This is a genomic window from Methylicorpusculum sp., from assembly GCF_030651835.1.
Classification (GTDB): domain Bacteria; phylum Pseudomonadota; class Gammaproteobacteria; order Methylococcales; family Methylomonadaceae; genus Methylicorpusculum.
Genome location: NZ_JAUSBX010000027.1, coordinates 1 through 25510, shown reverse-complemented (window position 1 = coordinate 25510; position 25510 = coordinate 1). Strand labels below are relative to the sequence as shown.

Genomic DNA, 25510 nt, shown 5'->3' with positions numbered 1-25510 from the left:
GAACCTTGTTGTCCAGGTTCGGTTTTTTCTTTTACATTCCCCTGGAGTCAATGTTGGCGTGAGTTTAACTATTTCAATCGATGCAATGGGCGGAGATCATGGTCCTGCAGTTACCATTCCAGCATCATTGGATTGCTTGAAAAACAATCCAAACTTAAAGCTGATTTTAGTGGGTAACGAAGCGCTGTTAAAAGAACAGTTGGCGCAAGCACTGATACTTTATCAAGACAGGCTTTTTATTCAGCATGCCTCTCAGTGTGTAGGGATGGATGAATCGCCTTCCAAAGCACTGAAAAATAAAAAAGATTCATCCATGCGTATTGCCATTGAATTGGTGCGCGACGGGCGAGCCGATGCCTGTGTCAGTGCCGGCAATACCGGTGCGCTGATGGCAACAGCCCGATTTGTACTCAAGATGATTCCCGGCATTGAACGGCCTGCCATTATTTCAACGATGCCATCTATTTTCGGACATACCCATGTGCTGGATTTGGGGGCCAACGTTGACTGTACGGCCGAACATCTTTTTCAATTTGCGGTGATGGGTTCGGAAGTTGTCAAAGCGGTTGAGAATATAGAAAGCCCAAGGGTCGGCCTGCTCAATATCGGCGAAGAAGAAGTCAAGGGCAATGAACAGGTTAAAGCGGCAGCGAAGTTATTGGAAAGTTCACCCCTCAACTATATTGGTTATGTAGAAGGAAACTCGCTGAATGCCGGTACTATTAAAGTCGATTTGATTGTGGCAGATGGATTCGTCGGCAATGTAGCACTGAAATCGATAGAAGGTGCGGCAAAAATGATAGGGACGACGCTTAAAGACGCATTCAATAAAAATGTGCTAACTAAACTGGCCGGATTGCTGGTCTATCCGGTCTTAAAAGCATTCAAGCAAAAAATCGATCCCCGTATGTATAACGGAGCCAGTTTTTTGGGGTTGCGAGGACTGGTAATAAAAAGTCACGGGGGTGCCGATGTCGTGGCTTTCAAAACAGCGATTCATTTGGCTCAAATTGAGGTTGAAAAGAACGTGATTAGAAGAATCAGCGAAAGAGTCGAGACGATTCTGACCAAGAGAGACAATACATGACACGCTTTTCAAGAGTAATCGGTACGGGTGGCTATTTGCCTGAGCACATCAGGACCAATGACGAGATTTCGAAAATGGTCGATACCTCCGATGGCTGGATATATGAGCGGACCGGCATAAAAAGCCGACGAATTGCAGGGCCAGAGGAATCGGCAGCCAGTATGGCCGAAGTGGCGGCAAGGCAAGCGCTGGAGTCGGCAGGTGCCGATCCGTCAGAAATAGATTTGATTATTGTTGCAACCGGAACCCCGGATCGCGTGTATCCGAGCACCGGATGTTTGTTGCAACAAAGGCTAGGTATCCGGAATTGTGTGGCCTTTGATATACAAGCCGCGTGTTCAGGATCCATTTTTGCGATGAGTGTTGCGGATCAATACATCAAAAGCGGAGCTGCGAGGACGGTATTGGTGGTGGGTTCGGAAATATGCTCGCGCGTAGTCGACTGGACTGACAGAAGTACCTGTGTGTTGTTTGGAGATGGGGCGGGTGCGATTCTGCTACAGGCTTCGGATAAACCGGGGATTATCTCTACCCATATTCATTCGGATGGAGAGTTTGAGGAATTGCTTTATTTGCCAAACCCACAGTCTGCCTCGGAATCAAATAAAAACGAAGCCGGTTTTGTGCGTATGCGGGGTAATGAGGTTTTTAAAGTGGCGGTAAATACTTTAGGGCGCATTGTCGATGAAACCTTGTCGGCAAACGCGATGTCGCAAGAGGAAATCAACTGGCTGGTGCCGCATCAGGCCAATACTCGCATCATTGCCGCGACAGCCAAAAAGCTGAGGATGTCTATGGACAACGTTATATTGACGTTGGAAACTCAGGGTAACACCTCATCTGCATCCGTTTTGCTCGCCTTAAACGAAGGTGTACAAGATGGCAGAATTCAACGGGGTCATGTGCTCCTGCTGGAAGCCTTTGGAGCAGGATTTACCTGGGGTTCTGCGTTAATTAGATACTGATTGAGAGAAAGCAATTCATGAGCGAGCAAATTTATAGCGTGGCATTTGTTTTTCCAGGCCAGGGTTCACAGTCTATTGGCATGTTGTCTTCTCTGGCGGCCGCCTATCCCGAAATCAAGGATACTTTCGATCAGGCATCCGATATTCTGGGAACCGGTTTATGGTCTCTGGTTGAAAACGGCCCCATTGAAGACCTGAATCAAACTCAGAATACCCAGCCCATTATGCTGGCTGCCGGTTATGCGGTATGGCGGCTGTGGTGCAAACTGAGTGACGTCAGGCCGGGATGGGTGGCGGGCCATAGTCTTGGCGAGTACACCGCTTTAGTCTGTTCGGAATCTCTTTCTTTTGCAGATGCGATCAAGGTCGTAGCCGAAAGAGGGCGGTTGATGCAGGTTGCTGTTCCTGCCGGGGAAGGCGCGATGGCAGCGATAATAGGCCTTGAAGACCATCAAGTGGTCAAAGTCTGTCTGGATGCGGCTCAGGGTGAAGTGGTATCGGCGGTTAATTTTAATGCGCCAGGCCAGGTCGTCATTGCCGGTAACGCTGCAGCGGTTGAAAGAGCGCTGGTACTGGCTAAAGAATCCGGTGCGAAACGGGCGCTACCCTTGCCGGTCAGCGTACCGTCGCATTGTGCATTGATGGAAGGCGCAGCAGAACAATTAGCGGCGTATTTGGAAGGAATTAGTCTGGAAACACCCCGGATGACGTTAATTCATAATGTCGATATCAGCACGCACAACGCGCCCGAAGTTATCCGAAATGTTTTAAAAGAACAGCTTTATAAACCCGTGCGCTGGGTCGACAGTATAAAATTCATGTCGGAACAAGGGGTTAATAGATTTGTTGAATGCGGGCCAGGCAAGGTTTTAATTGGTCTGAACAAACGAATTGTCAAGGAAGCAGATCATCTCAGTATTTTTGATCCTGAATCATTAGATCAGGCTTTGGAGAAACTCAATGGATAAGAAAATAGCGCTGGTAACCGGTGCGAGCAGGGGTATTGGACGTGCTATCGCGGAACAATTGGCAATAGATGGTTTTTTTGTCATTGGAACGGCCACCTCAGATAGCGGCGCAGAAGCGATTTCAATTTATCTGGGCGATCAAGGCAGAGGAGTGAAATTAAATGTGACCGATTCCGATTCGATTGAAAGCGTAGTGAAATCAATCAGCGACGAATATGGAGCTCCTGCAGTATTGGTCAATAATGCGGGCATTACCCGTGATAATTTACTGATGCGTATGAAGGATGAAGAGTGGGATGACATCATCGCTACTAATCTCACTTCTGTATTTCGGATGAGTAAAGCGGTACTCAGGGGAATGATGAAAGCCAGGTCGGGAAGAATCATTAATATCTCGTCAGTGGTGGGTGCCACCGGAAATGCCGGTCAAGCTAATTATGCCGCTGCCAAGGCAGGGATGATTGGTTTTGCCAAATCGATGGCTAAAGAAGTAGGTTCTCGAAATATCACTATCAATACAGTTGCGCCGGGCTTTATTGATACCGATATGACGCGAGAATTATCTGAAGAACATAAACAGACACTATTAAGTGCAATTCCACTGGGGCGCTTAGGCGAGGCAAACGAGATTGCTAATGCAGTCTCCTTTTTAGCCTCTGACAAAGCTGCCTACATCACTGGAGAAACGCTGCACGTCAATGGTGGCATGTTTATGCCTTAATATTGTGATATGGTTGAAAATTAAAGTATAATCCCGTTCGCCGTCTGGAATTGAGAATGGCGAGATTTCTAACAAGATAAATATACTATTGTAAGTATTAAATATAACTAAAAGCTTACATTGTTGAGGATAATAATTATGAGTAATGTTGAAGAACGAGTAAAAAAGATTGTCGCAGAACAGTTGGGTGTTAAAGATGACATAGCGAACGATGCATCCTTTGTCGATGATCTTGGTGCTGATTCTTTAGATACAGTTGAACTCGTCATGGCTCTTGAGGAAGAATTCGAATGTGAAATTCCAGATGATGAAGCTGAAAAAATCACAACCGTACAGCAAGCTATCGATTACGTAGAAAAAAACGCTTAAATTTAGATATCTTGGTGGGTGAATCAGTTCATCCACTAAGATAACTCCGCACCTCCCCCCTATCTATATCAATTACTTCAGGTAAATCACATTGAGCAATCGCCGCGTTGTAATAACAGGATTAGGCGCAGTTACGCCTATTGCAAATACAGTTGCTGAAACTTGGGATGGAATTATCAATGGCAAAAGTGGAATAACGCCGATTGATTCCTTTGATATTTCTGCTTTTTCAACAACATTCGGCGGTGTAATCAGAAACTTTGATATCACCCAGTACATTGCCGAAAAAGATGCCAAGCGTATGGATGGATTTATACATTATGGTTTAGCTGCGGGTTGTCAGGCCTTTGAAGATTCGGGTCTGGAAGTCAACGAACACAATGCAGAACGGATTGGTGTTGCGATAGGCGCCGGTATCGGCGGAATCACCGGAATAGAGGAGTGTTATGCCACTTTTGAAAAAGGCGGGCCGCGAAGGATCTCACCTTTTTTTGTTCCGGGAAATATCATTAATATGATTTCAGGCAATTTATCCATTAAATATGGGTTGAAAGGGCCAAATTTTGCCATAGTGACGGCTTGTTCAACCGGCACTCACAATATTGGCGATGCAGCCAGGTTGATTAAATACGGTGACGCCGACGTAATGATTGCCGGTGGCGCTGAGCGATGCACCTCATCCCCCACCGCAATGGGCGGATTTGCCTCAGCTAAAGCATTGTCAAGAAGAAATGATGATCCTCATGCGGCCAGCAGGCCGTGGGATAAAGACAGAGATGGCTTTGTTTTGAGTGACGGCTCGGGTGTTGTTGTCCTGGAAGAGTTGGAACACGCCAAAGCGCGCGGTGCGAAAATTTATGCCGAATTGATCGGGTATGGCCTGAGCGGCGATGCTTATCATATTACCAGTCCATCCGAGGGTGGTGAGGGCGCGGCACGATGCATGAAAAATGCGATGCGCGATGCCAAGATCAATCCGGAAGATATCGATTATATCAATGCGCACGGCACCTCTACTCCTGCGGGAGATATTGGCGAGACGCATGCCATGAAGTCAGCGTTAGGATCGCATGCCTACAATTTGGCGGTCAGCTCGACAAAATCGATGACAGGGCATCTGTTAGGTGCAGCTGGCGGAATTGAGGCCGTTTTAACGGCGTTGGCACTTAAAAACCAAATCGCTCCGCCGACCATTAATCTTGATAACCCGGATCCCGAATGTGATCTGGATTATGTTCCTCATACAGCCCGTGAAATGAAAATTGATGTGGCGATTTCAAATTCGTTTGGATTTGGCGGAACAAACGGCACATTGGTTTTTAGACGTTTTCAATAACGCAGTCGCCTCGGTCCTGATAGCGCAGTTCTTGTCATGTATTTGGTAAATGGCCAAATCAAGCATGAAATAGCTATCACTGATCGAGGCTTTAGCTATGGTGACGGTCTTTTTGAAACTATAGAAATCGATCGCGGTATCCCGCTGTTTTTCAATCGGCATCTAAAAAGATTGTCTGCCGGTTGCCAACGGCTTCGCATTCCTTTATTTGAAACGGATCTGCTGATTGCTGAAGTTAAGCAGGCTTTGCAAGGTGAAGAGCACGGCGTCCTCAAGATTATAATCACGCGGGGTTCCGGTGGTCGAGGTTATCGTCAACCCGATCCTGTCACGCCCACCCGAGTGATCAGTGTTCATCCCTCCCCGGAATATCCCTCACATTTTCAAACGCAAGGCGTCAATCTAATTTTTTGCGAGACCCGCTTGGGTCTTAACCCGGCCTTGGCCGGAGTCAAGCATCTGAACAGGTTGGAGCAGGTCATGGCCAGAGCCGAATGGAATTCGGATACCATTCAGGAAGGTCTTATGCAGGATATCCAGGGGCATGTCATTGAGGGAACGATGAGCAATTTTTTTCTCGTAAAAGGCAACAGGCTAATCACATCGTTTATCGATCAATGCGGTGTTGCAGGCATAATGCGGTCAGTAGTGATGGACTGCGCGGATGAACTCGATATCGCTGTTTCAGAGCAATGGCTCGATAAAGCTGACCTTTTGGAAGCCGATGAACTATTTATTTGCAACTCATTGATTAAAATCTGGCCTGTCAGCAACTTAGAAAGCCAGGTTTATCCGGTGGGTCCTATGACCCGGGCAATAAGTCAAAGGGTTGATATAAAAAGAAGTAGAGAAAAAAATTTATGACAGGTAAATTTTTGGGTGTTGCCATTTTGTTAACCAGTTTGTCGCTTGGTTGGTTGTGGCTGGACTATCAAAACGCAATAAAACAAGCGCTGGTTGATAAAACGGTTTATGTCGAAATTGAAAAGGGGGATTCCCTCAACCGGATCATCGAAAAATTGCAAGAACAAGGCGTTTCTATCAAACCAATCTGGTTTAAAGGCTATGCCTACTTGAATGACAAAGCGGCTCTGTTAAAAACAGGCGAATATGAATTGGTAAAAAATTCAACCGTCCCTGAATTGCTCGATCTCTTTGTTTCGGGGAAGGTCAGGCAGCATTCCATTACCTTTCCTGAAGGGTGGACCTTTTCGCAGTTATATGAATTAATTAGAAAAAATGACAAGGTACATAAAACCATAGATACGATGGATTTGGGATCAATTGCCTCTATGATCGACCCGAATTACTCGCATCCAGAGGGTTTGTTTTTTCCCGATACGTATTTTTTTGAAAAAAATACAACTGACATCGCTTTACTCAAAAGAGCATATGACCGGATGAGCTCCGTTTTGGAAACTGAATGGCAAAACCGGCAGCCCGATCTGCCGTTGACATCGCCTTACCAGGCATTGATTCTGGCCTCCATCATTGAAAAAGAAACAGGGCTGGCTTCGGAACGACCCGCCATTGCCGGTGTTTTTGTCCGTAGACTCAAACAAGATATGATGCTGCAGACCGATCCTACTGTTATTTACGGTATGGGCGCCGCTTATGATGGGGATATAAGAAGTAAGGATCTTAAAACGCCGACACCTTATAACACTTATATTATCAAGGGCTTACCGCCTACGCCCATTGCTTTGCCCGGCCGGGAAGCTATCCGCGCTGCATTGAATCCGGAGCCGGGAGAAAGTCTGTATTTTGTTGCCAGAGGCGATGGGTCCCATGTTTTTTCAGCCACATTGAAAAAACATCAGGAAGCCGTGAATCTTTATCAATTAGGCCGATAATGAAACTGAGAGGGAAGTTTATTACTTTTGAAGGTGGAGAAGGGGTCGGTAAAACGACTAACTTGACCTTTTTGAAAGATTATCTGATTCAGCATCATATTCCTGTGGTTGTTTCGCGTGAACCTGGCGGGACGCAAGTGGCTGAACAACTTCGTAGTCTGTTATTGACCAAACATAAGGAAACCATCACTGAGCAAGCAGAACTGTTACTGATGTTTGCTGCCAGATCGCAACATATCAGGCATGTGATTGAGCCTGCATTAGCCGAGGGCTCATGGGTTTTATGCGATCGATTTACCGATGCAACTTACGCTTATCAAGGGGCCGGGCGAAACTTGGGAGCCAGCGCTATTCAATGGCTGGAACATTTTGTTCAACAGGGATTGACGCCGGATTTGACAATTTTACTGGATGCGCCTGCTGAAACAGGTCTTAAACGCGCTAAGCAGCGAGGTGCACTTGATCGCATCGAAGATGAAACGCTGAGTTTTTTTGGTCGGGTCAGACGGGGATATTTACTTCAGGCCGAATTGGAACCGGCTAGAATTAAAATAGTAAAAGCCGATCAACCGTTGGTCGATGTTCAAAATGACATCATCGGATTGATAAAGCATTTTTTTGTCAATGAGCATTGATAGCCAAATGCTACCCTGGCATGAGCCTTATTGGCAGCATCTAGCCGCTTATCTTCAACAGAAGCGAATTCCTCAGGCGCTTATCATCAATGGTCCGCCTGGTTTGGGCAAGCATCTGCTGGTTAATCAGTTCGCCTCTTCATTGCTCTGTAATCAACCCTTGGCTAACGGCATTCATTGCGGTCAATGCAGTCCATGCTTACTGGTTAAGGCGCAAACGCATCCTGATTTGTTGTATCTGAAACCGGACGAACCCGGTAAAGCCATTGCCATCGGCCAAATACGCGAACTGATTCCGACGCTATCACTCAAGCCTCAGTACCAAGGCTACCGGGTTCTGATCATTAACCCGGCTGATTCGATGAATAGAGCAGCGGCCAACGCCTTTTTAAAGTTTTTGGAAGAACCTACCGAAAGAACGATCATTCTGTTGATTACCGAGAGACTTTCCCAATTACCGGCCACGATTGCCAGCCGCTGCCAAAAAATGACATTATCAAAGCCGGAGCCTGAGGCAGCAAGGCTTTGGCTGACCAGTCAGGGAATTGATCAGAACAAGTCGGCTTTATTGCTCAGTTTGGCTTTGGGATCACCTTTACTGGCAAGAGTCTATGCAGAAGACGGTACGATAGAACAACGAGAAAACTGTTTGACGCAATGGCTTAAAATTGGCAAACACCAGTTATTGCCTACCGTGGTAGCGGAAGAATGGAGCAAATTACCAACGGGAAAGTTGCAGTTTTGGATGACGAGCTGGGTTATTGATTGGATTAAATGCTGTTTCGGATTGCCGGTTAGCGCTCTGATCAATCCTGATTTAAAAGTACACTGGCAAGAATTTAAGCAACCGCTAGAATTAAACCAGCTTTATTCATTGTACGATTTGTTGCTGCTAAGCCGCGAGCGTTTTGAAAAACAGCTCAACAATCAGCTGTTATTAGAAGAAATTTTAATAAACTGGTCCCACATAACCAGGAGTCCATAACACCATGGCAGAACCGACGAACCCAAGACAAGGCATTTTGTCGCTTTCGATCAAGGACAAAAATGCACTTTATTCCGCTTATATGCCCTTTGTACTGAACGGCGGGCTTTTTATTCCTACCAACAGGGAATATGAAATGGGGCAGGAAGTGTTTATGTTGCTGAATCTGATGGAAGAAACCGAGCGTATTCCGATAGCGGGCAAGATTATCTGGAAAACCCCTGCAGGGTCCGAAGGCTATCGGACAACCGGCATCGGCGTACAATTCAGTGATCAGGATGGCGGTGTTGCCAGAAGTAAAATTGAAAACTACCTGGCCGGAGCTCTGGAATCCGATCGGCCGACCCATACCATGTAAACCTGACAGATCTCTTTATTTCCTTTATTACAGTTTCTGATGGCGGTTTTTTGCTGTCAGAAACTGGCAAAATTCCCATTCAAATCTTTATTATGTTCATTGATTCGCATTGCCACCTCGATCGTATAGACCTTTCCCCCTACGATAATAATTTTGCTAACTTCATGACGGCCGCTGCCGATGCAGGCATAGAACACATGCTGTGTATCAGTATTGATTTGGAAACTTATCCGGCCATGCGGGAGCTGGTGATCAATTATCCTCAAATTTCCTTAAGTGTGGGGGCTCATCCGAATACAACGGAGGGTATTGAGCCTGACGCTGAACAACTTCTGGCATTGGCTCAGGATGATAGAGTCGTTGCCATCGGCGAAACCGGGCTTGATTATTTTAGAAGCGAAGGCGATTTGACCTGGCAACAGCAACGCTTGAGAGAGCATATCAAAGTGGCATTAACATTGGACAAGCCTTTGATTATCCATACCCGGGAAGCCAGGGAAGATACGCTCAAGATCTTAAAAGAAGAAGGTGCTGAGCAAGTCGGTGGCGTGATTCACTGTTTTACTGAAGACTGGGATTTTGCAGTTGAAACCATGGCGATGAATTTTTATATCTCGTTTTCAGGGATTGTGACGTTTAATAATGCAAAAGCCATTCAAGAAGTGGCTACAAAAATTCCGGCTGACCGTTATTTAATTGAAACTGATTCACCTTATTTGGCGCCCGCCCCGCACAGAGGGCGGCCTAACTATCCGCTTTATGTGCGTCATGTTGCCGAATTTATTGCCAAATTAAGAAACGAATCGCTGGAAACGGTGGCCTGGCAATCGGCGGAAAATTACAAAAGGCTTTTTAATAAAGCGGCTTAAGTGGAGAATAGCTCAGGCGCAGAGCATTTCCATGATGCTTTGATATGACAAGAGTAGGCATAACCGGAGCGATATCACCATGGCTACTCAACAGCCGATCAGCATTTTGCAATACCATCAGCGAACCAAACATTTTCTTGATCATTATGCTCAAGGTCCGGGGGCTCTGGATTGGGCCGATCAACCGGATCCATTTAGACGGTTTGAAGGCAGCACACGATTTAAACTCCCCTTGGCGGGACAGGTTCCGGCGCCTGCTTTTAGTCTGTTGCAGCAAGGTGAAAAAATCGAGGTTCAAGCCGTCAGTCTTCTAAGTCTGGGATTGATGCTGGAATTGGCTTTCGGTCTTTCTGCCTGGAAACAATACGGCGGTGACCGCTGGGCGCTTCGCTGTAATCCATCCAGCGGCAACCTTCATCCTACCGAAGCTTATCTGATCAACACGGCCGCTGAGGATTTACCGGCAGGCCTCTATCATTATCTGAGTCACGATCATGTGCTGGAAAAACGGGGCGAATGGAACACCTTGCCTGAATTTCAGGGACTATTGATCGGTTTGTCTTCCATTCATTGGCGGGAAGCCTGGAAATACGGCGAGCGGGCGTTTCGCTATTGCCAGCATGACATAGGCCACGCCTTGGCTGCCTTACGTTATGCGGCTGCGATTCAAGGCTGGCGGGTAGAAATACTTGCCGAAGTAAGCGATGCCGATATTTCAGGCTTGTTGGGATTGGATAGAGAGCAGGATTTTCTTCCCAAGGAAACCGAGTCTCCTGATGTGTTGTGCCGGATTCACACGGGCGCATTCGAATCCGCCTCCGGTATGAATTCCATAGACTTGGCCGATTTGGCAATCGATCACTGGTTCGGTAAGGCAAACCGCTTGAGCCACTATCACCATTATCAGTGGCCGGTAATCGATGAAGCGGCTCAAGCAACAATAAAACCCAGTACATCTGAACACTGCGAACCTCGAACGTCCGATCATCGCCTGGTCTTAAAGCCTGCATCGCAACCGGCGGTCGATATTATTCGTCAGCGCAGAAGCGCACAGCAATTTGATGCGCAAACACCTCTCGCTCTGGCCGAATTCTTTCATCTTTTGCAGGCGGTAATGCCATGTAGCCAAGTGCCTTTCGATCTTTGGCCCTGGTCTCCAAAAATCCATTTGTTTCTGTTTGTACACCGGGTCGAAGGTTTGCCGCCGGGTTTGTATGCTTTACTGCGTGATCCGGAACGTCTGGAGACGCTCAAAGAAACAATGCAGGATGCGTTTATCTGGGAACCGGTAGACGGGACTCCCGAGCAGCTGGATCTTTATTGTTTATTACGCGCCGATTGCAGAAAGGCGGCAAAAACCTTGTCGTGTCATCAGGGGATAGCCTCCGATGGCGCGTTTAGTCTGGCTATGGTGGCCGAATTCGGCGACGAGCTGGAGAATGAACCCTGGCGCTACCGCCGACTGTTTTGGGAAAGCGGCCTGATCGGTCAGGCCTTGTATCTTGAAGCTGAAACTTTTGGCATGCGCGGGACGGGTATCGGTTGTTTTTTTGACGATGCGGTTCATGAAGTATTGGGTATAACCGACAGTCGTTTTCAAAGTATTTATCATTTTACCGTCGGCAAGGCTTTAGAAGATAAACGCTTGCAAACCCTTCCTGCTTATTTTCATCTTAATCAAGCCGAGTGATGGCATGACCTAATGAGCTTACGAAAGTTGTAGTGGTGCTTGTCTTCTTGAATCAGTGATCCCAGCAATTTTCAGTTTGATCTTTTCGGCGTCATATTGGGCTGGGAAAAGCTTTTTGAGGAATGCCGTAAACCCTTCCATGGGGGCTTGGCTGTAGCATCTGAGCGCCAAGGAAGGTGGAAATGCAGATTTTGTCCGGAATAACAATCTGCCCTGTTGTGGGTATCCTCAAAAAGCTTCCCCCCAGCCCTTTTTTCTAAAAATTCAGGGATATTCGTAATTTGATGTTGAGGCGATGATGGTAACTTTCAACCGCGGCTTACCTTCGCTTTAGATTTCCGATAGGCAGCATACCAACATAAAGCAGCCGGTTAATTTTCCCTTGAACAATTTTTGTCTAACGCATTTCAAAATGTAACTTACCTCGATTCAACGGCTCATTGATGATTTAAAAAATTCCCACAGTTCTCCCATTACAACGCCAAGTCTTTCCCGGATACTACACACCATGTTGAGACGGCGGCATAAGCAACAAACCCGCTGTATAAATTTATAAATTAAGAATGGCTTGCTGGCTTATTTAAGTCACAAGAACAAACAATTCAACGACAACAACCGGAGAAAAAGACATGAACTCTTTCAATGCAAACGATAAAAGCAATGAAGCGATTAATTCGCCCGTCAAGAAAAAAATTGCGCAGAACATAGCCATTAGCGCATCTATCGTTGGAGGCACCACGGCATTGAACATCGGTATAGTTGCAGCAGGTACATCAGCTACGGCAACAATTAGCGCAGTAGGCGCGACAATTGGGGGAATAACTGGTGGAGTTATTGGTTCGAGTGTAGGACTGGTATCAGGAGGTGTTGGAATGGCCGCGACTGTACCATTTGCTGCAGCAGGAATTGCCATAGGCAGTTGGACTGGCCCAGCACTTGCGATTGTGGGAATAGGGACTGCGCCAGTTTGGGCTATTCCAATTGCTATTGGAGGTGGAGTAATTGCACTAGGCGGAACAGTTGCAGCGGCTTTCAAATTCGGCAAATCACGCCCAAAAAAGTAAAAACTTTGCAATCCACGCTTTCCATCTAAAACTGTGGCGTGTGATTTGGAGGCAATTGCATTGCTTCCAAATCAATCGAATATTTGATCGGACGATATTATGAGATTATTTTATGAAAATGCTTTGTCACTTAAATGTATTTGACGAAAATAATCCCATTTAGTTTTTATGGTGAATATTGTTTTTTGGCGGTTTATTTAGGGAGAATTATATTGAACGAGCCATCTGCAAAAAAATATTTTGATTTGGGGCTTAACTATCTTGAGCAAAGTGATGTTATCTCCGCGATAGATAAATTTTCAAATGCCATCGAGTTAGATCCTAATTTTTTTGAGGCTTATATTTATAGAGCCATGTGTTATAGAGCCGATGAAAAGTATGAACTTTGCATAGCGGACTGTAACAAGGTTATTCAGTTAAAAGAGCTTCATGATGCGAATAATCGGACAACCTGGAATAATGAGGAAGGAAGTCATGAACTTATCACCCTTACCCAAGAATCTTTTCAATTAGATTTTTATGCAGCGCAGGGATACGAGGAACGTAGTCTCTGTTATGCGATGCAAAAAAACTTCGAACTTGCTTTTGATGACATTAACAAAGCTATTAGCCTTTATCAATCATCAGAAGATAGAGAAAGATGCCATAATTCACTGCATACAGATACTTATCGTCATGTTATAGAAATTTCGAAAGAACTTGATGAAAAAAAGAAACAATTGCAGGACGCAAAAAAAGAACTAGAAGACATGATGTCAATGTTCGCCCATAAATTCCGCAGTCCTCTGGATGCGATTATCTACAACACCACTCACGATAATCAGGTCAAGCTGTATACCGAAGCAGCGCAAACCATGCGCGGTTTGTTAAACATTTTCAGCATCATTTCCACCGATGCCGAAATCCTTAAAGATAAAATCAAGCAAGATCGCCAAGGCAGCGGCAGACTGGTGACAGTTTTTAGTAAAACCCTGGATATGATTTTACTACACTTACTTTCGGTATCAGGTGCGGAAAAAATCCAGCAACATTACATGGCTTATGCCAAGGCGCACGGCCAGTGCGAAGAGCAGGTAAGCTATAAAACCTGGTGTGAGGACTATTTTGAACTGGAACAAGCGTTACAAGTTGAATGGGAGCAAAGTTTCGCGCTGTTATTAAATCAGTCGGATTCACTGGAGCAACGCTTTGACTGGCTCGAACAGCACTTTTTTAAACTTGAACTTATCGGTTTTGAACATGCAGAGTTTCAATTTAAAGAATACGGCGTGACCGAATCGTTCATCACCATTCTACTCAATGAAATACTGGTGAATGCCTTTAAGTATTATTCATCGGCAAGCAAGGAATCGGTTATCGTGGAATGGACTGAACGTGGGGGTTTTCAAGTTTTGACTTGTCGCAATCCCAGCATTCGAAGTGAACGCACAATTATCAAAGGCAGCCATAAAGGGCACTCCTTTTTATCGGCCTTAGCGCGCAAGACAGGCAGTGCATTTACTAAACCCGTACCGCAGGATGAATTTGTTGTAGAGTTTGGTATACCCAATGAACTTTTAATTTCTAAATGAAGGCGAGCAATGAGTTATTTTTTATGGATAGAAGATTTTGAAAACTCCCCAAAAATCACCGCAACGGAAGTGCTTGGCGGTATCAATATTGATGAGCAGCAATTTGCCAATAAAAAACAGCAGCTAAAAAAGAATTTAGAAGCGCAAGGCATTTATATTGAACTGAGCTTTCAGGATGGCTTGGGGTTTATTAGGCAAAACTTGGGGAAAATTGATTACATCATTCTCGATATAGATTTAGCTGCTTATTCCCAAGACGATACGATTAATACCGACGTGTTAGCTTTGCTTGAAACCTTCCAGGACTACCAAAAACCAGTCGATGAAAAGGAAGAAGAGCAACGGCTAAAAGAGGAATGCGCCAAACTTAAAGCTCTGGCAGGTTATTATCTTTATACCGAATTAGTCGTTGAACTGGGCTTTCCAAAACAGCACATATTGTTTTGTTCCAACCATGGTGAGAACTCAACATCCACACGAGACGCCTTTAAAACCGCAAAAATTGCATTGCCAACGATTTACGAAAAATCGGCACCGGAAGTGCAGGCATGGGTGAAAACCTGTTATGAAAATCCATATTCACGGTTGCGGCGGGGGATTATTGAAGGTTGCCGGCATTTGAAAACGTTAAGTGAAGATAAATTACGGTTTAAGGATTTTGTCAAAGACCCTGAAAAAAAGCCCAGTCTTGAAGATTTTCATGATTATTTAGACGTTTTAGAACAATTTTTGCCCCTGTCTATCCATGAAAATAAAGACTCCACTTCGCTGTATAAGCTTTTTATCAGAATTTTGGCACATGAATGGGAAGCAGCCGAACCAAAACAACTAAATAGCCAAAAAGAACTCTTTGCATTTTCATGGATTATGAAAATGACGCGTAACTGGTTGGCACATAGCAAAGTATTTGAGCAGTTAACCCCGCAAGATGTCGCCTATTTATTCATTGTTAATATGCGGGCAATGTTTGATTTAGGCGACGACTTGTTACCTTACGAAAAGCATTTGTTGAGTTTATTTACAAATGTCATTTCAGCGGATGAAATGACAAATAGAATCGGTGATAATCCAAAGAAAAGAAACGAGAGAAACCTTACAGGGAGAAATATACCTTTAGTAGAAAACTATGCCTTATTGCTAAAAGCAACAGGCAATACTTGGCAAGCCATTAACTATCACGATGCATTAAATAATCTACAAAAACATAAAGAAAAAGGTAGCGGCAGTGAATTACTTATTAAAGGACTTTATCAAACCTTTTGGTTTTTAACATCGAGTGGCGGGGTTTATATTCCACCAAATGACGATCAAATTAAAGACTTCGCTGCTTTAAATTATCAATTCAAATATTTTGATTATAAAAAACCGGAATATCTTTTTGAAGTAGCACGGCATATCTACACTCGCAGCTTTTCATAAAAACCACTAGCTAAAAGGAAAATAACCATGCAAGCCATCGAGTTATCCGCAGAGATTGACCATAATCAGCAAATTCATTTGCAATTACCAAAATCCATTAATGCCCATAAGGCCAAAGTCATTGTGATGTATGAAGAAACTGAACATCACTTGAAACCGCTGACTTTAGGCTTGTTCAAAGGAAAAATACAGGTGAGCGATGACTTTAATGAAGCATTCCCTGACAGTTTTTGGCTAGAGGGGCAGGTGTGAAATTATTGCTCGATACCCACACTTTTCTTTGGCTTAACGATGAGTCAGAGCGACTTTCCCAAGCGGTTAAAGAGCTATGTAGTTCTGGTGAGCATGAATTTTATTTGAGTATGGCATCGCCATGGGAAATGCAAATAAAACATCAATTGGGTAAGTTATCGTTAGCCATCCCTATTGAAGAATTAGTGATTAAAAATATCCAAGAAAATAACATCAAGTTATTGCCGATAGATTTATTGCACATTAACTATTTAGCGCAATTACCAACGCATCATAAAGATCCGTTTGACCGTATTATCATTGCCCAGGCTATTATCGAAGGCATGGCAATTGTCACGATTGATCATGTGTTTGTAGATTACCCCGTGCAGGTTGTTTGGTGAGCTATTGATGCATCAAGCTTGTTCCGATTAAGGAAAATCGTATGTCTGCACCCTTTATTCGACCACTTATTTCCATTCTCCCCCATTACGCCGAAGAAGAAGGCGATTTTGATAGCGTACCCCGTGAAGTCTTAATTGACTTGATTTGCAAACAATCCGTCAATAGGGGTATTGCTGAAAATACCGTAGCGCTATTAGAAGCCTTGCTTAATACCTTAGCTGTATTCAATCTTGATTATTTGCAAAAAGGCGAATGGTGTTTTGTATCGTTTCCGGCGCAATTGCTGGCAACATCGGTGTTAACGGCAATGGCAGATACTGACTCCCGTTTGTTTGCCGCCAACTTTTGGAATACTCAAGATATAGGCATCGACCGAAAGGATCAGCAACGCGATGTATTAAAGTGCCTGGAGCAGGCGCGCGTTCAACACCATGTCAATCAACAGGCGCAGCCGATTCGATATGGCTATGTGGCCTGGAGCATCATCAAACTCGACGGCAAGATTTTGTTTTATCAACGTGAGGATACAAAAAAACGTTTCGAAAAAGCAGCGGGGGATTATGGCTTACTCGGTGGTCGAGCTAATCAAAACGATCTTCTCATAGCCGATAAAACAGCGGTACTTAAAGCGCTGCAATCTGCAAATTCCGAATTAATCCAAAGTGCCTTGCCAGAAACGTTAAAACGCGAGCTTCGCGAAGAAGCGGGCTTGCTGTTTGAATCCCATTACACGTTTAAACCTTGGCGCAGTTTAAAGCCCTATCGGCAAGTGCAAGGCACCGCCCCGAATCATGCATTAACCGAATATTATCTGGATATTTTTCAGATTGAATTGACGCTGGAAGGTTATCTGTTTTTGCAACAAAAAATCAGCTCAGACCAGCGTTTAACTTGGTTTTCACTGGCTGACATCGAACAAGGCGAAACCACAGACGGCAAAATTCCGTATATCAAAGCGTTGTATGACGAATTTGACGGCAATCGTGCGGCGCTAGTGACCGCGTTATCGGCGCTACCGGATAGTTTTGTTGCGGGTTATTTATCGGATAAAGAAAAATACGGCATTACCTTACCTATCGATTCCGGCAAGCCGCTGTATGCAGGTGTGCTGGGCAAGGAAAAGCAATTGGAATTGCCATTAAGCCCCCGTCAATTGGCGCTAGTATTGGCCTTGGCTGCTCATTTGCGTGGATTTGATTTTGCTGCACTCGACGCAAATGTCGTTTTGCATCCTCATGGCTGGCTTGAAGTGGATGAACAATCACCGATTCGGCTTGAATTGATAGCGCTAGCGCGCTACTTGGTCAGCAGCGAGTTGGCGATGGAAAATCGCCGGGATCGTTTGTTTCGGTTATCCATCAGGCCGGAAACCGTTTTCTTCAGCGAAGATTTATTTTCGTTTACGGTTGCAAATGATGCTTCAGATTGTAAAGAAAACAAAGTTGCGGTCTATATTGGCCGAAAAGGTTTCCATACGGCCTTGGGTGTCTTGCCAGACAAAACAGAGCGTTTTGAAATAAGTCATAGTTTTGCCAAACGCCTGAAAACCTTGGCAGATGGCGATTTTAGTATTCACGACAAAGTGGCGTCGAGCACCGAGGACAACTATAAAAAAAGCCTACATAAAGAACCGAGATTCAAGGCATTGGGCCTGCGGAACTTGATTCGGCAGGATGGAGCCGGCATTCGGTTTGTATTGCCTTATCTGGTTCAATACTAAACAACAAGGTAAGCGAGTTTTGCTGATTCGATCCAGTAATTCCCGGTTTGACGATAAAAAAGGGGTGGCTTAAGCTTTGCGAGGATTTCGGCAGCAGGAATGCTGCCGTCAAGCCCCCATGGTAGGGTCTTCGGTGTTCCGCGCAAGGCTTACGCCACTCCTTAAAGCCCATATAAAGGTTACAAACTGTAAACCGTCAGCTAGGAATGAAAATTAAATAACTCATACAATCAGGCATTTTGGGGGACAGTTCGGTGATTATACAAGGGACAAAATACTGTCAAATATAATGAGCATATTCTATTTAAAACTTTCGCATACCTTTCGTCTTGGGCGAATTCAACATCTAATTCCGAATACACACATTTTGCCATGAAACAAACGCGCATAAATTGTTTGATCGATAGCATCGCTTTTGCCGGCTTTGTTTTTTTGACCACGACCGGTGTGCTGTTGCGTTATCTGTTGCCTCCGGGTAGCGGTCGGACTAGCACGCTCATGGGACTTGACCGGCATGAGTGGGGGACTGTTCACTTCTGGATTTCGGTCGTATTTTTTTCCGTACTGGCGCTGCATTTAGTAGTCCATTGGCGCTGGATAGCCGGCGTTTTCTCGGGGCGTGCATCAGAAAACTCGGGTTTGCGTTTAGGCTTGGGTGTGGTGGGTATTCTCACACTGGTCGCAATCGGAGTGGCTCCCTTGTTTGTTCCGATTGAAACTTCAGAAACACAAGTGCGTCAGGGCGGTCATTCTGAGAATTTGGATATCCGTGGGGCTATGACTTTACTGGAGCTCGAGCAAGCTTCCGGTGTACCTGCAGACTATTTGCTGTCAAAACTGGGTTTGCCTGACACTGTTTCTAAAGAGGAAAAATTAGGGCAATTAAAAAGAAAATACGGTTTTGAGCTGTCAAGCGTCAGAGACGCAGTTAAATCTTACCGTCAATAAATTGGCAGGCAGTCTGATAAATCAATACAAAATCTGCATTTCCACCCTCCTTGGTGGTCAGATGACTGCTGTCAAGCCCCAAAGGAAGGGTTTACGGCGTTCCTCAAAAGGTATTTCCCAGCCCAAAATGACGCCGAAAAGATCAAACTGAGAATTGCTGGACAAAAAAGGAATATTTCCTGGGATAAGCAAAGATCCGTGATAACACGAAAAACCTTGGCTTTGAAGTTCTCAGCAATTTTGAGTCAATCGGGTTTTTGGCCCGAGACAATAACGATATTGACGCTGCAATAAAATGAGCCGTTTTGCGCCGCTAGTTCCATCTCATGTCGCCAATAACCCAGTTCTTTTTCTGAAATGACTCGATCAGACAGCGCTTGTTGCTCGATGGCATCTTGTAAAGAAATAAAATAAAAAAGATCAACATCGGTCAGGTAAATAGGGATAACCTCAATTTTTATGTTAGAAATATCCAGCGATTTAAATTGTCTGTAAAGCGATCGTCCCGAGTAACCGTTTTTGAGCACATGACTGATACGATAGTTGGACAGGGTCCGCTCTGTTCCCGGTAAAGTACTATCGATTGACAGGCTGGCCCAGTCCGTATCGATAATCACGATGCTTCCAGAAGGCTTAGTGACTCTAAGTAGTTCTGACAGCGTTTGATCGGGTTGGCTCAGATGCATAAAAAGCCGTTCGCTTCGGCAGCTGGAAAATAAGTTTGATTTAAAAGGGAGGTGATCCGCACTGCCTTGCACAAATAGATAATCACTGTTCAGATTTGCATCCAGGCAATTTTGGTTTGCTTGTTTTATCATGTCTTTATCATGATCCAGGCCGACTACTTGCCCGCCTGGCCCGACACGGTCGGCCAATGTAATAACGTCAATTCCGCTACCACAGCCTAAATCAAGCACCGTATGTCCGTTTGCGATGAACATTTTTTCATAACTGGCTTCCTTGATTGACGAAAAGAGTTTGGAAGACTCTGCCAAATAGTGAGTAGTAACTTTGCCTTTAAATGATTGCATGGGACGCTCGCCTGCTGGTTAATTTCTTTGATTCGACTATTCTTTAAGTCTAGCGAAGTTCCTCTGAATTAATAGGGAGTCAGATTTTATGACTAGTGGGCAGGATGTCTCGTCTCATTATCAGCACTATTTCCAAATGCTTAAAGCCACCACAGAAGAGTTAAAAAGCCATGCCTTTCAAATCCGGCATGATGTTTACTATGTTGAGGAGCAAATGATTACGGAGCAACAGGTTTTTAATCAACGTGAATCAGATTCTTGGGATGAATGTGCCGATCATTGTTTGTTGCTTCATAAACCCAGCCAAACTTTTATAGGTACTGTCAGAATGATTCCAAAATCAACAAGTCCCTACAATTCCTTGCCGGTAGAAAAACATTACCCAATGCCATTTGATTTTATCGGCACATCCATTAAGGGATTGGATGACTGTAAAACCGGTGAGATTTCCAGAATGGCGATATTGTCGTCCTTTCGAAGACGTTCTTGCGATACCGATTTCAGCGAAATGAATGAACAACCTTCCGATCAACAAAATCGTCGATTCGCCATTAACTATATGCCCATGTGTCTGACTTTTGCGGCAATTCATCTCCTGCTCGCATCAGAAAAAGAGTATGGTATTGCCTTGATGGAGCCTCGTCTGGCTAAATTGCTGAAGAGATTTGGAGTCGTGTTGATGCAAATTGGCGGTACGGTCGAATTTTACGGTCAGCGGGCTCCTTTCTTGATTAACCCTGTCAGTACCGCTAATAATTTAGTCCCGGAATATCAGGGCTTGTTTGATTTGGTAGGTTCTGATTTGGGGTGTTAGGCGGCAACGTTCTTCTGATTGATTATCCATGACTTCAAAAACAGCCGGAAAACTTCTTTTCTTTAGTCTCGTCTGGAAAGCAATTCTGGCTGTCAGTTTTGCTACCTTCCTTGCTTCTGCCGCGATTGTGATGTTCGGCGAGATTACCCTTGAAAAAAACTATGAACAAGAAAGAGTGCGTGTTAGAAATTCATATCGGCAAATTTTCTCCGGTATTATCGAGCGCGTGCAAAATGAAAGAGTCGATATTGGATGGCTGATACCGGCCATGACAGATGAAACAACAAGCACAAAAAATGCGCTGGATGTCATAAAAAATCAGTTAGATCGTAATTGGTTCAAAATAGAAGTAGAGTCAGACATAGAGTCAGCCTTTCTTTTTAACCGGCAAGGGAACATGATTGGATCATGGGGTAATACGCTGTATGAAGGACAATTCAGTGAATGGCTTGAGTATGTGATAAGCAAGGAAGAACCTTTCGATAATATTTTATGCCAGCAAACCTGTATCCATTTTCACGCAGCACCGTTTTTATTTAGAGGCGAATTTATAGGTATTTTTATTTTTGGAATAGATCTTTCCGATATCGTATTGCAAATGAAAAATATCACGGGATCAAGTGTCGGCATTGTCAATCTGCCCGACATATCTCAAAACAACACAACATCGGATTTAGCGCTTTGGAACGCTAATATTGTTGCCTTGACGGATGCCAATAAAAATAAACGATTACTGAGCGAGTTGAGTAAAGAGCATTCTCTGGCTCAAACCAAACAGTCAGTATTTTTTGGGTTTGAGAACAGGCAATATGAAATTCTCGGACTGCCGTTAAATGGTCATAACAAAACGCTACTCATCCTGATAGAAGACATCACCCAAGGCTTGGCTGATATCAAAAAAGCGACGGATTTATATGCCATCAGTGGTTTGCTCAGTTTTGTTTTATCCGGCAGTGTTCTTTTGTTTTTGTTACTCAGTCCCACCCGGCGCCTAAAGAGTCTGATAACCGCTTTACCGTTGATTTCGCAAAAAAAATACAGTGACGCAAAAAAATTCTTGCCTCGTAAACGCAGAAAGCTTTTTTTTAAAGATGAAATTGACGATCTTGAGGATACCGCACACGAGTTTATTTCTACACTCAAGTACTTGGATGAACAGGTCAATCAACGGACTCAAAAACTGTCCCTGCAAACTCTGGAGTTACAAGCCGAAAAAAACTTTATCGATACCATACTAAATACAGCGCAAGTGATGATCATCACGATTGATAGTAAAGGCCTGATTAGTTCGGCAAATAAATTCACAGAAACATTAACCAGCTATTCTGAACACGAGTTGTTAGGCAAGCAGTTCATCAATTTAATGATTGACCAAAGAGCGCGCTTGCTTGTCCGGACTTCAATTGACTTGTTGCTGAAAACGCATAAGGGGACACAACATAGAGAATCAGCCATCCTGTCTATGGGCGGTAACGAACTTTATATTTCATGGTATTTTTCTCCGTTGCTTTTGGACGAAGGGAAGACCGATGAGTCCAATAAAATTTTAGTGGTTGGCCTGGATCTCACCGAACGGCGTAAATATGAAAATCAACTCACCTGGCTGGCCGAACACGATCCATTGACAGGGCTTTATAATCGTCGAAAGTTTGAAACCGAATTGGTCCATGCTTTAGCCATGGCGGTTCGCTATGATCATAATTCAGCGTTGATTTTTTTTGATATCGACCAATTTAAGTATGTAAACGACAGTAGCGGTCATCACATCGGCGATGAATTATTAATAAAAGTGGCCGAAAAGCTTCGCGCAACCACACGAAAAACCGATGTTGTGGCACGATTCGGTGGTGATGAATTTATTATTTTATTGCCTGAAGTCACTCAAAAAGAAGCCGAAGAATTTGTTCAGAAACTGTGTAATGATTTAAAGACGGTACACATTTCAGTAGGTGAAGAACTGCACACGGTTTCAGTGAGTGCCGGTCTGATTGTCTTTCCTGAACAAAGCTGTACCAGTCAGGATTTACTGGCTACGGCAGATTTGGCGATGTATCGAGCCAAGCAGGGAGGCAGAGGCGGGTGGCGATTGGCCAGCCAGGAAGATATTAACAGGCTGGAAATCAAGACCCGTGTCAACTGGAAGACAAAAATAGATAAAGGGTTGGCTGAAAACCGGTTTGTTCTTTATTTTCAACCGATTATGAAGATTTCAGATAGAAGTGTTTCCCATTATGAATGCCTGCTCAGGATGAAGGATGATGATGGCAGTATCATTCCTCCGGCCATGTTTGTTCCCGTTGCGGAACAGATGGGCTTGATCTTGCAATTGGATCAGCGCGTCTTGGAACTGGCTTTTAAAGAACAGGCCAGCCTGCTAAAAGCTGGAAAAAAGATAAAATTAGCCATCAATCTTTCCGGTGAGATGCTGTCCGCTCCGAATGCTTTTGAATTAATCTCCCATCTTTTAAGAGAATTTGATCTGGATGCCAGTCACTTTATTTTTGAGGTCACTGAAACACAAGCGGTTACGAATCTTCAGGCCGCTCATGATTTCATCACACAAATAAATCGTATTGGCGGGAGTTTTGCGTTGGATGATTTTGGTTCGGGTTTTTCATCAATGAATTATCTGAAACAATTACCGGTGAGTTACCTCAAGATAGACGGTGCTTTTGTTAAAAACATTCTCGACAATCAGGTTGACCAGTTGTTTGTCAAAGCGATAAACAGCATAGGGCATGGCATGGGCATCAAGACGATCGCTGAATTTGTGGAAAATGACAGTATTTTTGAAAAGTTATATGAGTTGCAGATTGATTACGCTCAAGGATATGGTATTGCCAAACCTTTGCCCTCACCGGACTATGACTTTTATCAATCACAAACTCACTAAAAGCGTCATTGGCTGACTTGTTAAAAGCTGTAGGACAACATGAATAGCATCATATTCCAATGTTGAGTGGTTCCATTTTTATTTTCCAATTCCGATAGCCAGCCGGTGCCATTGATAAAATGGTATTCGCCGCTTAACATCAAAGACGGCAATATCTTATAGCGTAAGCCTACCGTCCAGTCCTGGGCAAACCGTGAATGTCCTGGTTTGCCAGTCAGATTGGTAAAAGCGTCGCCTTTTTTATCATCCAGATCCCAAACAAGTTCATCGTACCGGACAATACCCTCGATTGATTTGGTCAGTTCATAGGTACCCTGGAAATAAAAGCTTTGTCCGGTAAAGTCAATCGATGGAAATCCGAAATTTTTCAATTGAGCCCGTCTAAGCGCATACTCGGCCGTCAGTGACCAGTTTTCGCCATTATATTGAGCGGACAAGATTAAAGGATTGAATCGCCATGAGCCCGGTTCCAGAAAAGCGCCGGCTTCGGGTTTGTAATCGCCGTTAAAATCGGCATAAGTGGCCGCCAATCTGACGCGTCCGCCCTGCCATTCATAACCAAGCCTGCTCACCCAGGATACGTCACCTTCCATGTTGCCTGGAGAACTTCCCACAATGACATTCTTGAAATCCGGATCATCCATGCGCGGAATGATCAAGCCAAAGTGAGCCGTAAAATCACCATAATCGGTTTGATGTTCGCCGTATAAATAGCCGCCATCTGCGGATAAAGCCAGATTTCGGTTAACATCGAAATAAATCGATTGAGGCAGCAAAATACTGGGTCTGGTTGTGGCAACATCGCGGGTGTCGTTATAAAAACCCAGTGGGGTGGGTACTCTTCCTCCTCGGATAGTAAGCACTGACGATTCGGAGGAAAAAAGATTGTAACTGGCTAATCCGTAGTCAATTCTGACGCCGCCATCATCGGTTTTACCGGCATCGCGCCAAACGATTTGCATGGCGAGTTGAAGATCGGTCAATGCATTCCATGAACCGTTTAAACCGATTTCTCTGAAATCAAACGAAACAGAATCATCTGTTTTGCCAAAAAAATTATTATCCGTCGTGGTAATTAAACCTTGGGATGCAAAACCATGTATTTGAACGGATTTGGGCAACCATTCGGGGGCAGCAGACAAAATTGGAGTATACAAGGAACCAGGGATGAGAGTGAAGGCTAACCCGATTTTTATGAGGTATGTATGGCGCATGGTTAAGTCCTTACTGAATGTCCAAAATACTGATCGAATCTTTTATGTCGTCTTCGACTAAATAGCCGACTCCACCCGGAGTGGTTTTAATCCGTTCGATCATTTCCTGTTTGTCTTTTACCAGTACGGGTGCTTGCCCTGTTCCGCTAAATACCAGTTTGTTCCAGCCACGCCTCATCTGATGCGGAAAAACATTTAAAACCTGTTTGCAAAAAAGTTTATGTAGTGCCTGAACGGAAAAGCCGTTTTTTCAAAGTTTCCGCATCAAAGTGGGCGATTTATTTTTCAAAAAATTTTCCGGGCACATCAAAAACCAGTTATTTTCGGAATGCCTGTCATTTAATAAGAATTGTTCTCAATAACC

Annotated in this window: 25 protein-coding genes; 22 read left to right on the top strand and 3 right to left on the bottom strand. The window is 44.3% G+C overall.

The window, feature by feature from the left end; all coding sequences use genetic code 11:
• The first annotated feature begins 58 nt into the window (after nt 1–58).
• The 20 genes from plsX (at nt 59) to Q7V32_RS03380 (ending at nt 19194) form a co-directional block, all read left to right on the top strand.
• Complete coding sequence (gene plsX / locus Q7V32_RS03475) at nt 59–1087, top strand: phosphate acyltransferase PlsX (RefSeq protein WP_304895594.1); 1029 nt, start codon at nt 59–61, stop codon at nt 1085–1087.
• Nucleotides 1084–2052 (top strand): beta-ketoacyl-ACP synthase III, encoded by a 969-nt coding sequence (locus Q7V32_RS03470; protein WP_304895593.1) that lies wholly within the window; start codon nt 1084–1086, stop codon nt 2050–2052. The genes plsX and Q7V32_RS03470 overlap by 4 nt, the downstream gene beginning before the upstream one ends.
• A gap of 17 nt (nt 2053–2069) precedes the next feature.
• Nucleotides 2070–3020, top strand: coding sequence for an ACP S-malonyltransferase (gene fabD, locus Q7V32_RS03465; protein WP_304895592.1), 951 nt, complete (start codon nt 2070–2072; stop codon nt 3018–3020).
• Nucleotides 3013–3741, top strand: a complete 729-nt coding sequence (fabG, locus tag Q7V32_RS03460; RefSeq protein WP_304895591.1) for a 3-oxoacyl-ACP reductase FabG — start codon at nt 3013–3015, stop codon at nt 3739–3741. The genes fabD and fabG overlap by 8 nt, the downstream gene beginning before the upstream one ends.
• A 138-nt stretch (nt 3742–3879) precedes the next feature.
• Nucleotides 3880–4110 carry an acyl carrier protein gene (acpP, locus tag Q7V32_RS03455; RefSeq protein WP_159653350.1) on the top strand — a complete coding sequence of 77 codons (231 nt, stop codon included), beginning with the start codon at nt 3880–3882 and terminating at the stop codon, nt 4108–4110.
• A gap of 91 nt (nt 4111–4201) precedes the next feature.
• Nucleotides 4202–5446, top strand: coding sequence for a beta-ketoacyl-ACP synthase II (fabF, locus tag Q7V32_RS03450; RefSeq protein WP_304895590.1), 1245 nt, complete (start codon nt 4202–4204; stop codon nt 5444–5446).
• A gap of 36 nt (nt 5447–5482) precedes the next feature.
• The gene (pabC, locus tag Q7V32_RS03445) at nt 5483–6310 is read left to right on the top strand and encodes an aminodeoxychorismate lyase (RefSeq protein WP_304895589.1); all 828 of its coding nucleotides are present in this window, start codon (nt 5483–5485) and stop codon (nt 6308–6310) included.
• On the top strand, nt 6307–7299 hold the full coding sequence (mltG, locus tag Q7V32_RS03440; protein WP_304895588.1) for an endolytic transglycosylase MltG: 993 nt from the start codon (nt 6307–6309) through the stop codon (nt 7297–7299). The genes pabC and mltG overlap by 4 nt, the downstream gene beginning before the upstream one ends.
• Nucleotides 7299–7934 carry a dTMP kinase gene (gene tmk, locus Q7V32_RS03435; protein WP_304895587.1) on the top strand — a complete coding sequence of 212 codons (636 nt, stop codon included), beginning with the start codon at nt 7299–7301 and terminating at the stop codon, nt 7932–7934. The genes mltG and tmk overlap by 1 nt, the downstream gene beginning before the upstream one ends.
• Complete coding sequence (gene holB, locus Q7V32_RS03430) at nt 7924–8919, top strand: DNA polymerase III subunit delta' (protein WP_304895586.1); 996 nt, start codon at nt 7924–7926, stop codon at nt 8917–8919. Before tmk ends, holB begins: the two co-directional genes overlap by 11 nt.
• Before the next feature lie 4 nt (nt 8920–8923).
• Complete coding sequence (locus tag Q7V32_RS03425; protein WP_304895585.1) at nt 8924–9277, top strand: PilZ domain-containing protein; 354 nt, start codon at nt 8924–8926, stop codon at nt 9275–9277.
• A gap of 92 nt (nt 9278–9369) precedes the next feature.
• Nucleotides 9370–10146, top strand: a complete 777-nt coding sequence (locus Q7V32_RS03420) for a TatD family hydrolase (RefSeq protein ID WP_304895584.1) — start codon at nt 9370–9372, stop codon at nt 10144–10146.
• 79 nt (nt 10147–10225) lie between these two features.
• Nucleotides 10226–11836 (top strand): SagB/ThcOx family dehydrogenase, encoded by a 1611-nt coding sequence (locus tag Q7V32_RS03415; RefSeq protein ID WP_304895583.1) that lies wholly within the window; start codon nt 10226–10228, stop codon nt 11834–11836.
• 629 nt (nt 11837–12465) lie between these two features.
• On the top strand, nt 12466–12900 hold the full coding sequence (locus Q7V32_RS03410; protein WP_304895582.1) for a hypothetical protein: 435 nt from the start codon (nt 12466–12468) through the stop codon (nt 12898–12900).
• 185 nt (nt 12901–13085) lie between these two features.
• Nucleotides 13086–14471 (top strand): tetratricopeptide repeat protein, encoded by a 1386-nt coding sequence (locus tag Q7V32_RS03405; protein WP_304895581.1) that lies wholly within the window; start codon nt 13086–13088, stop codon nt 14469–14471.
• 9 nt (nt 14472–14480) lie between these two features.
• Complete coding sequence (locus tag Q7V32_RS03400) at nt 14481–15890, top strand: hypothetical protein (RefSeq protein ID WP_304895580.1); 1410 nt, start codon at nt 14481–14483, stop codon at nt 15888–15890.
• A 27-nt stretch (nt 15891–15917) separates the two neighbouring features.
• Entirely contained in the window at nt 15918–16142 is a 225-nt protein-coding gene (locus Q7V32_RS03395; RefSeq protein ID WP_304895579.1) for a hypothetical protein, read from the top strand.
• Nucleotides 16139–16525, top strand: a complete 387-nt coding sequence (locus tag Q7V32_RS03390; protein WP_304895578.1) for a type II toxin-antitoxin system VapC family toxin — start codon at nt 16139–16141, stop codon at nt 16523–16525. The genes Q7V32_RS03395 and Q7V32_RS03390 overlap by 4 nt, the downstream gene beginning before the upstream one ends.
• Before the next feature lie 41 nt (nt 16526–16566).
• On the top strand, nt 16567–18246 hold the full coding sequence (locus tag Q7V32_RS03385) for an NUDIX hydrolase (RefSeq protein WP_304895577.1): 1680 nt from the start codon (nt 16567–16569) through the stop codon (nt 18244–18246).
• A gap of 372 nt (nt 18247–18618) precedes the next feature.
• Nucleotides 18619–19194, top strand: coding sequence for a DUF4405 domain-containing protein (locus Q7V32_RS03380; RefSeq protein ID WP_304895576.1), 576 nt, complete (start codon nt 18619–18621; stop codon nt 19192–19194).
• A gap of 245 nt (nt 19195–19439) precedes the next feature.
• On the opposite strand, the gene Q7V32_RS03375 is transcribed toward Q7V32_RS03380, so the two are convergent.
• Complete coding sequence (locus tag Q7V32_RS03375; RefSeq protein WP_304895575.1) at nt 19440–20225, bottom strand: methyltransferase domain-containing protein; 786 nt, start codon at nt 20223–20225, stop codon at nt 19440–19442.
• Between the two features lie 88 nt (nt 20226–20313).
• On the opposite strand from Q7V32_RS03375, the gene Q7V32_RS03370 reads away from it, so the two are divergent.
• On the top strand, nt 20314–21039 hold the full coding sequence (locus tag Q7V32_RS03370) for a PEP-CTERM/exosortase system-associated acyltransferase (RefSeq protein ID WP_304895574.1): 726 nt from the start codon (nt 20314–20316) through the stop codon (nt 21037–21039).
• A gap of 28 nt (nt 21040–21067) precedes the next feature.
• On the top strand, nt 21068–23932 hold the full coding sequence (locus tag Q7V32_RS03365; RefSeq protein ID WP_304895573.1) for an EAL domain-containing protein: 2865 nt from the start codon (nt 21068–21070) through the stop codon (nt 23930–23932).
• 20 nt (nt 23933–23952) lie between these two features.
• Here the strand turns inward: Q7V32_RS03365 and Q7V32_RS03360 are convergent, their stop codons facing one another.
• Together Q7V32_RS03360 and Q7V32_RS03355 are read right to left on the bottom strand one after the other, a co-directional pair.
• Nucleotides 23953–25146 (bottom strand): hypothetical protein, encoded by a 1194-nt coding sequence (locus tag Q7V32_RS03360; RefSeq protein WP_304895572.1) that lies wholly within the window; start codon nt 25144–25146, stop codon nt 23953–23955.
• Between the two features lie 10 nt (nt 25147–25156).
• The gene (locus tag Q7V32_RS03355; RefSeq protein ID WP_304895571.1) at nt 25157–25324 is read right to left on the bottom strand and encodes a hypothetical protein; all 168 of its coding nucleotides are present in this window, start codon (nt 25322–25324) and stop codon (nt 25157–25159) included.
• Nucleotides 25325–25510 lie beyond the last annotated feature (186 nt).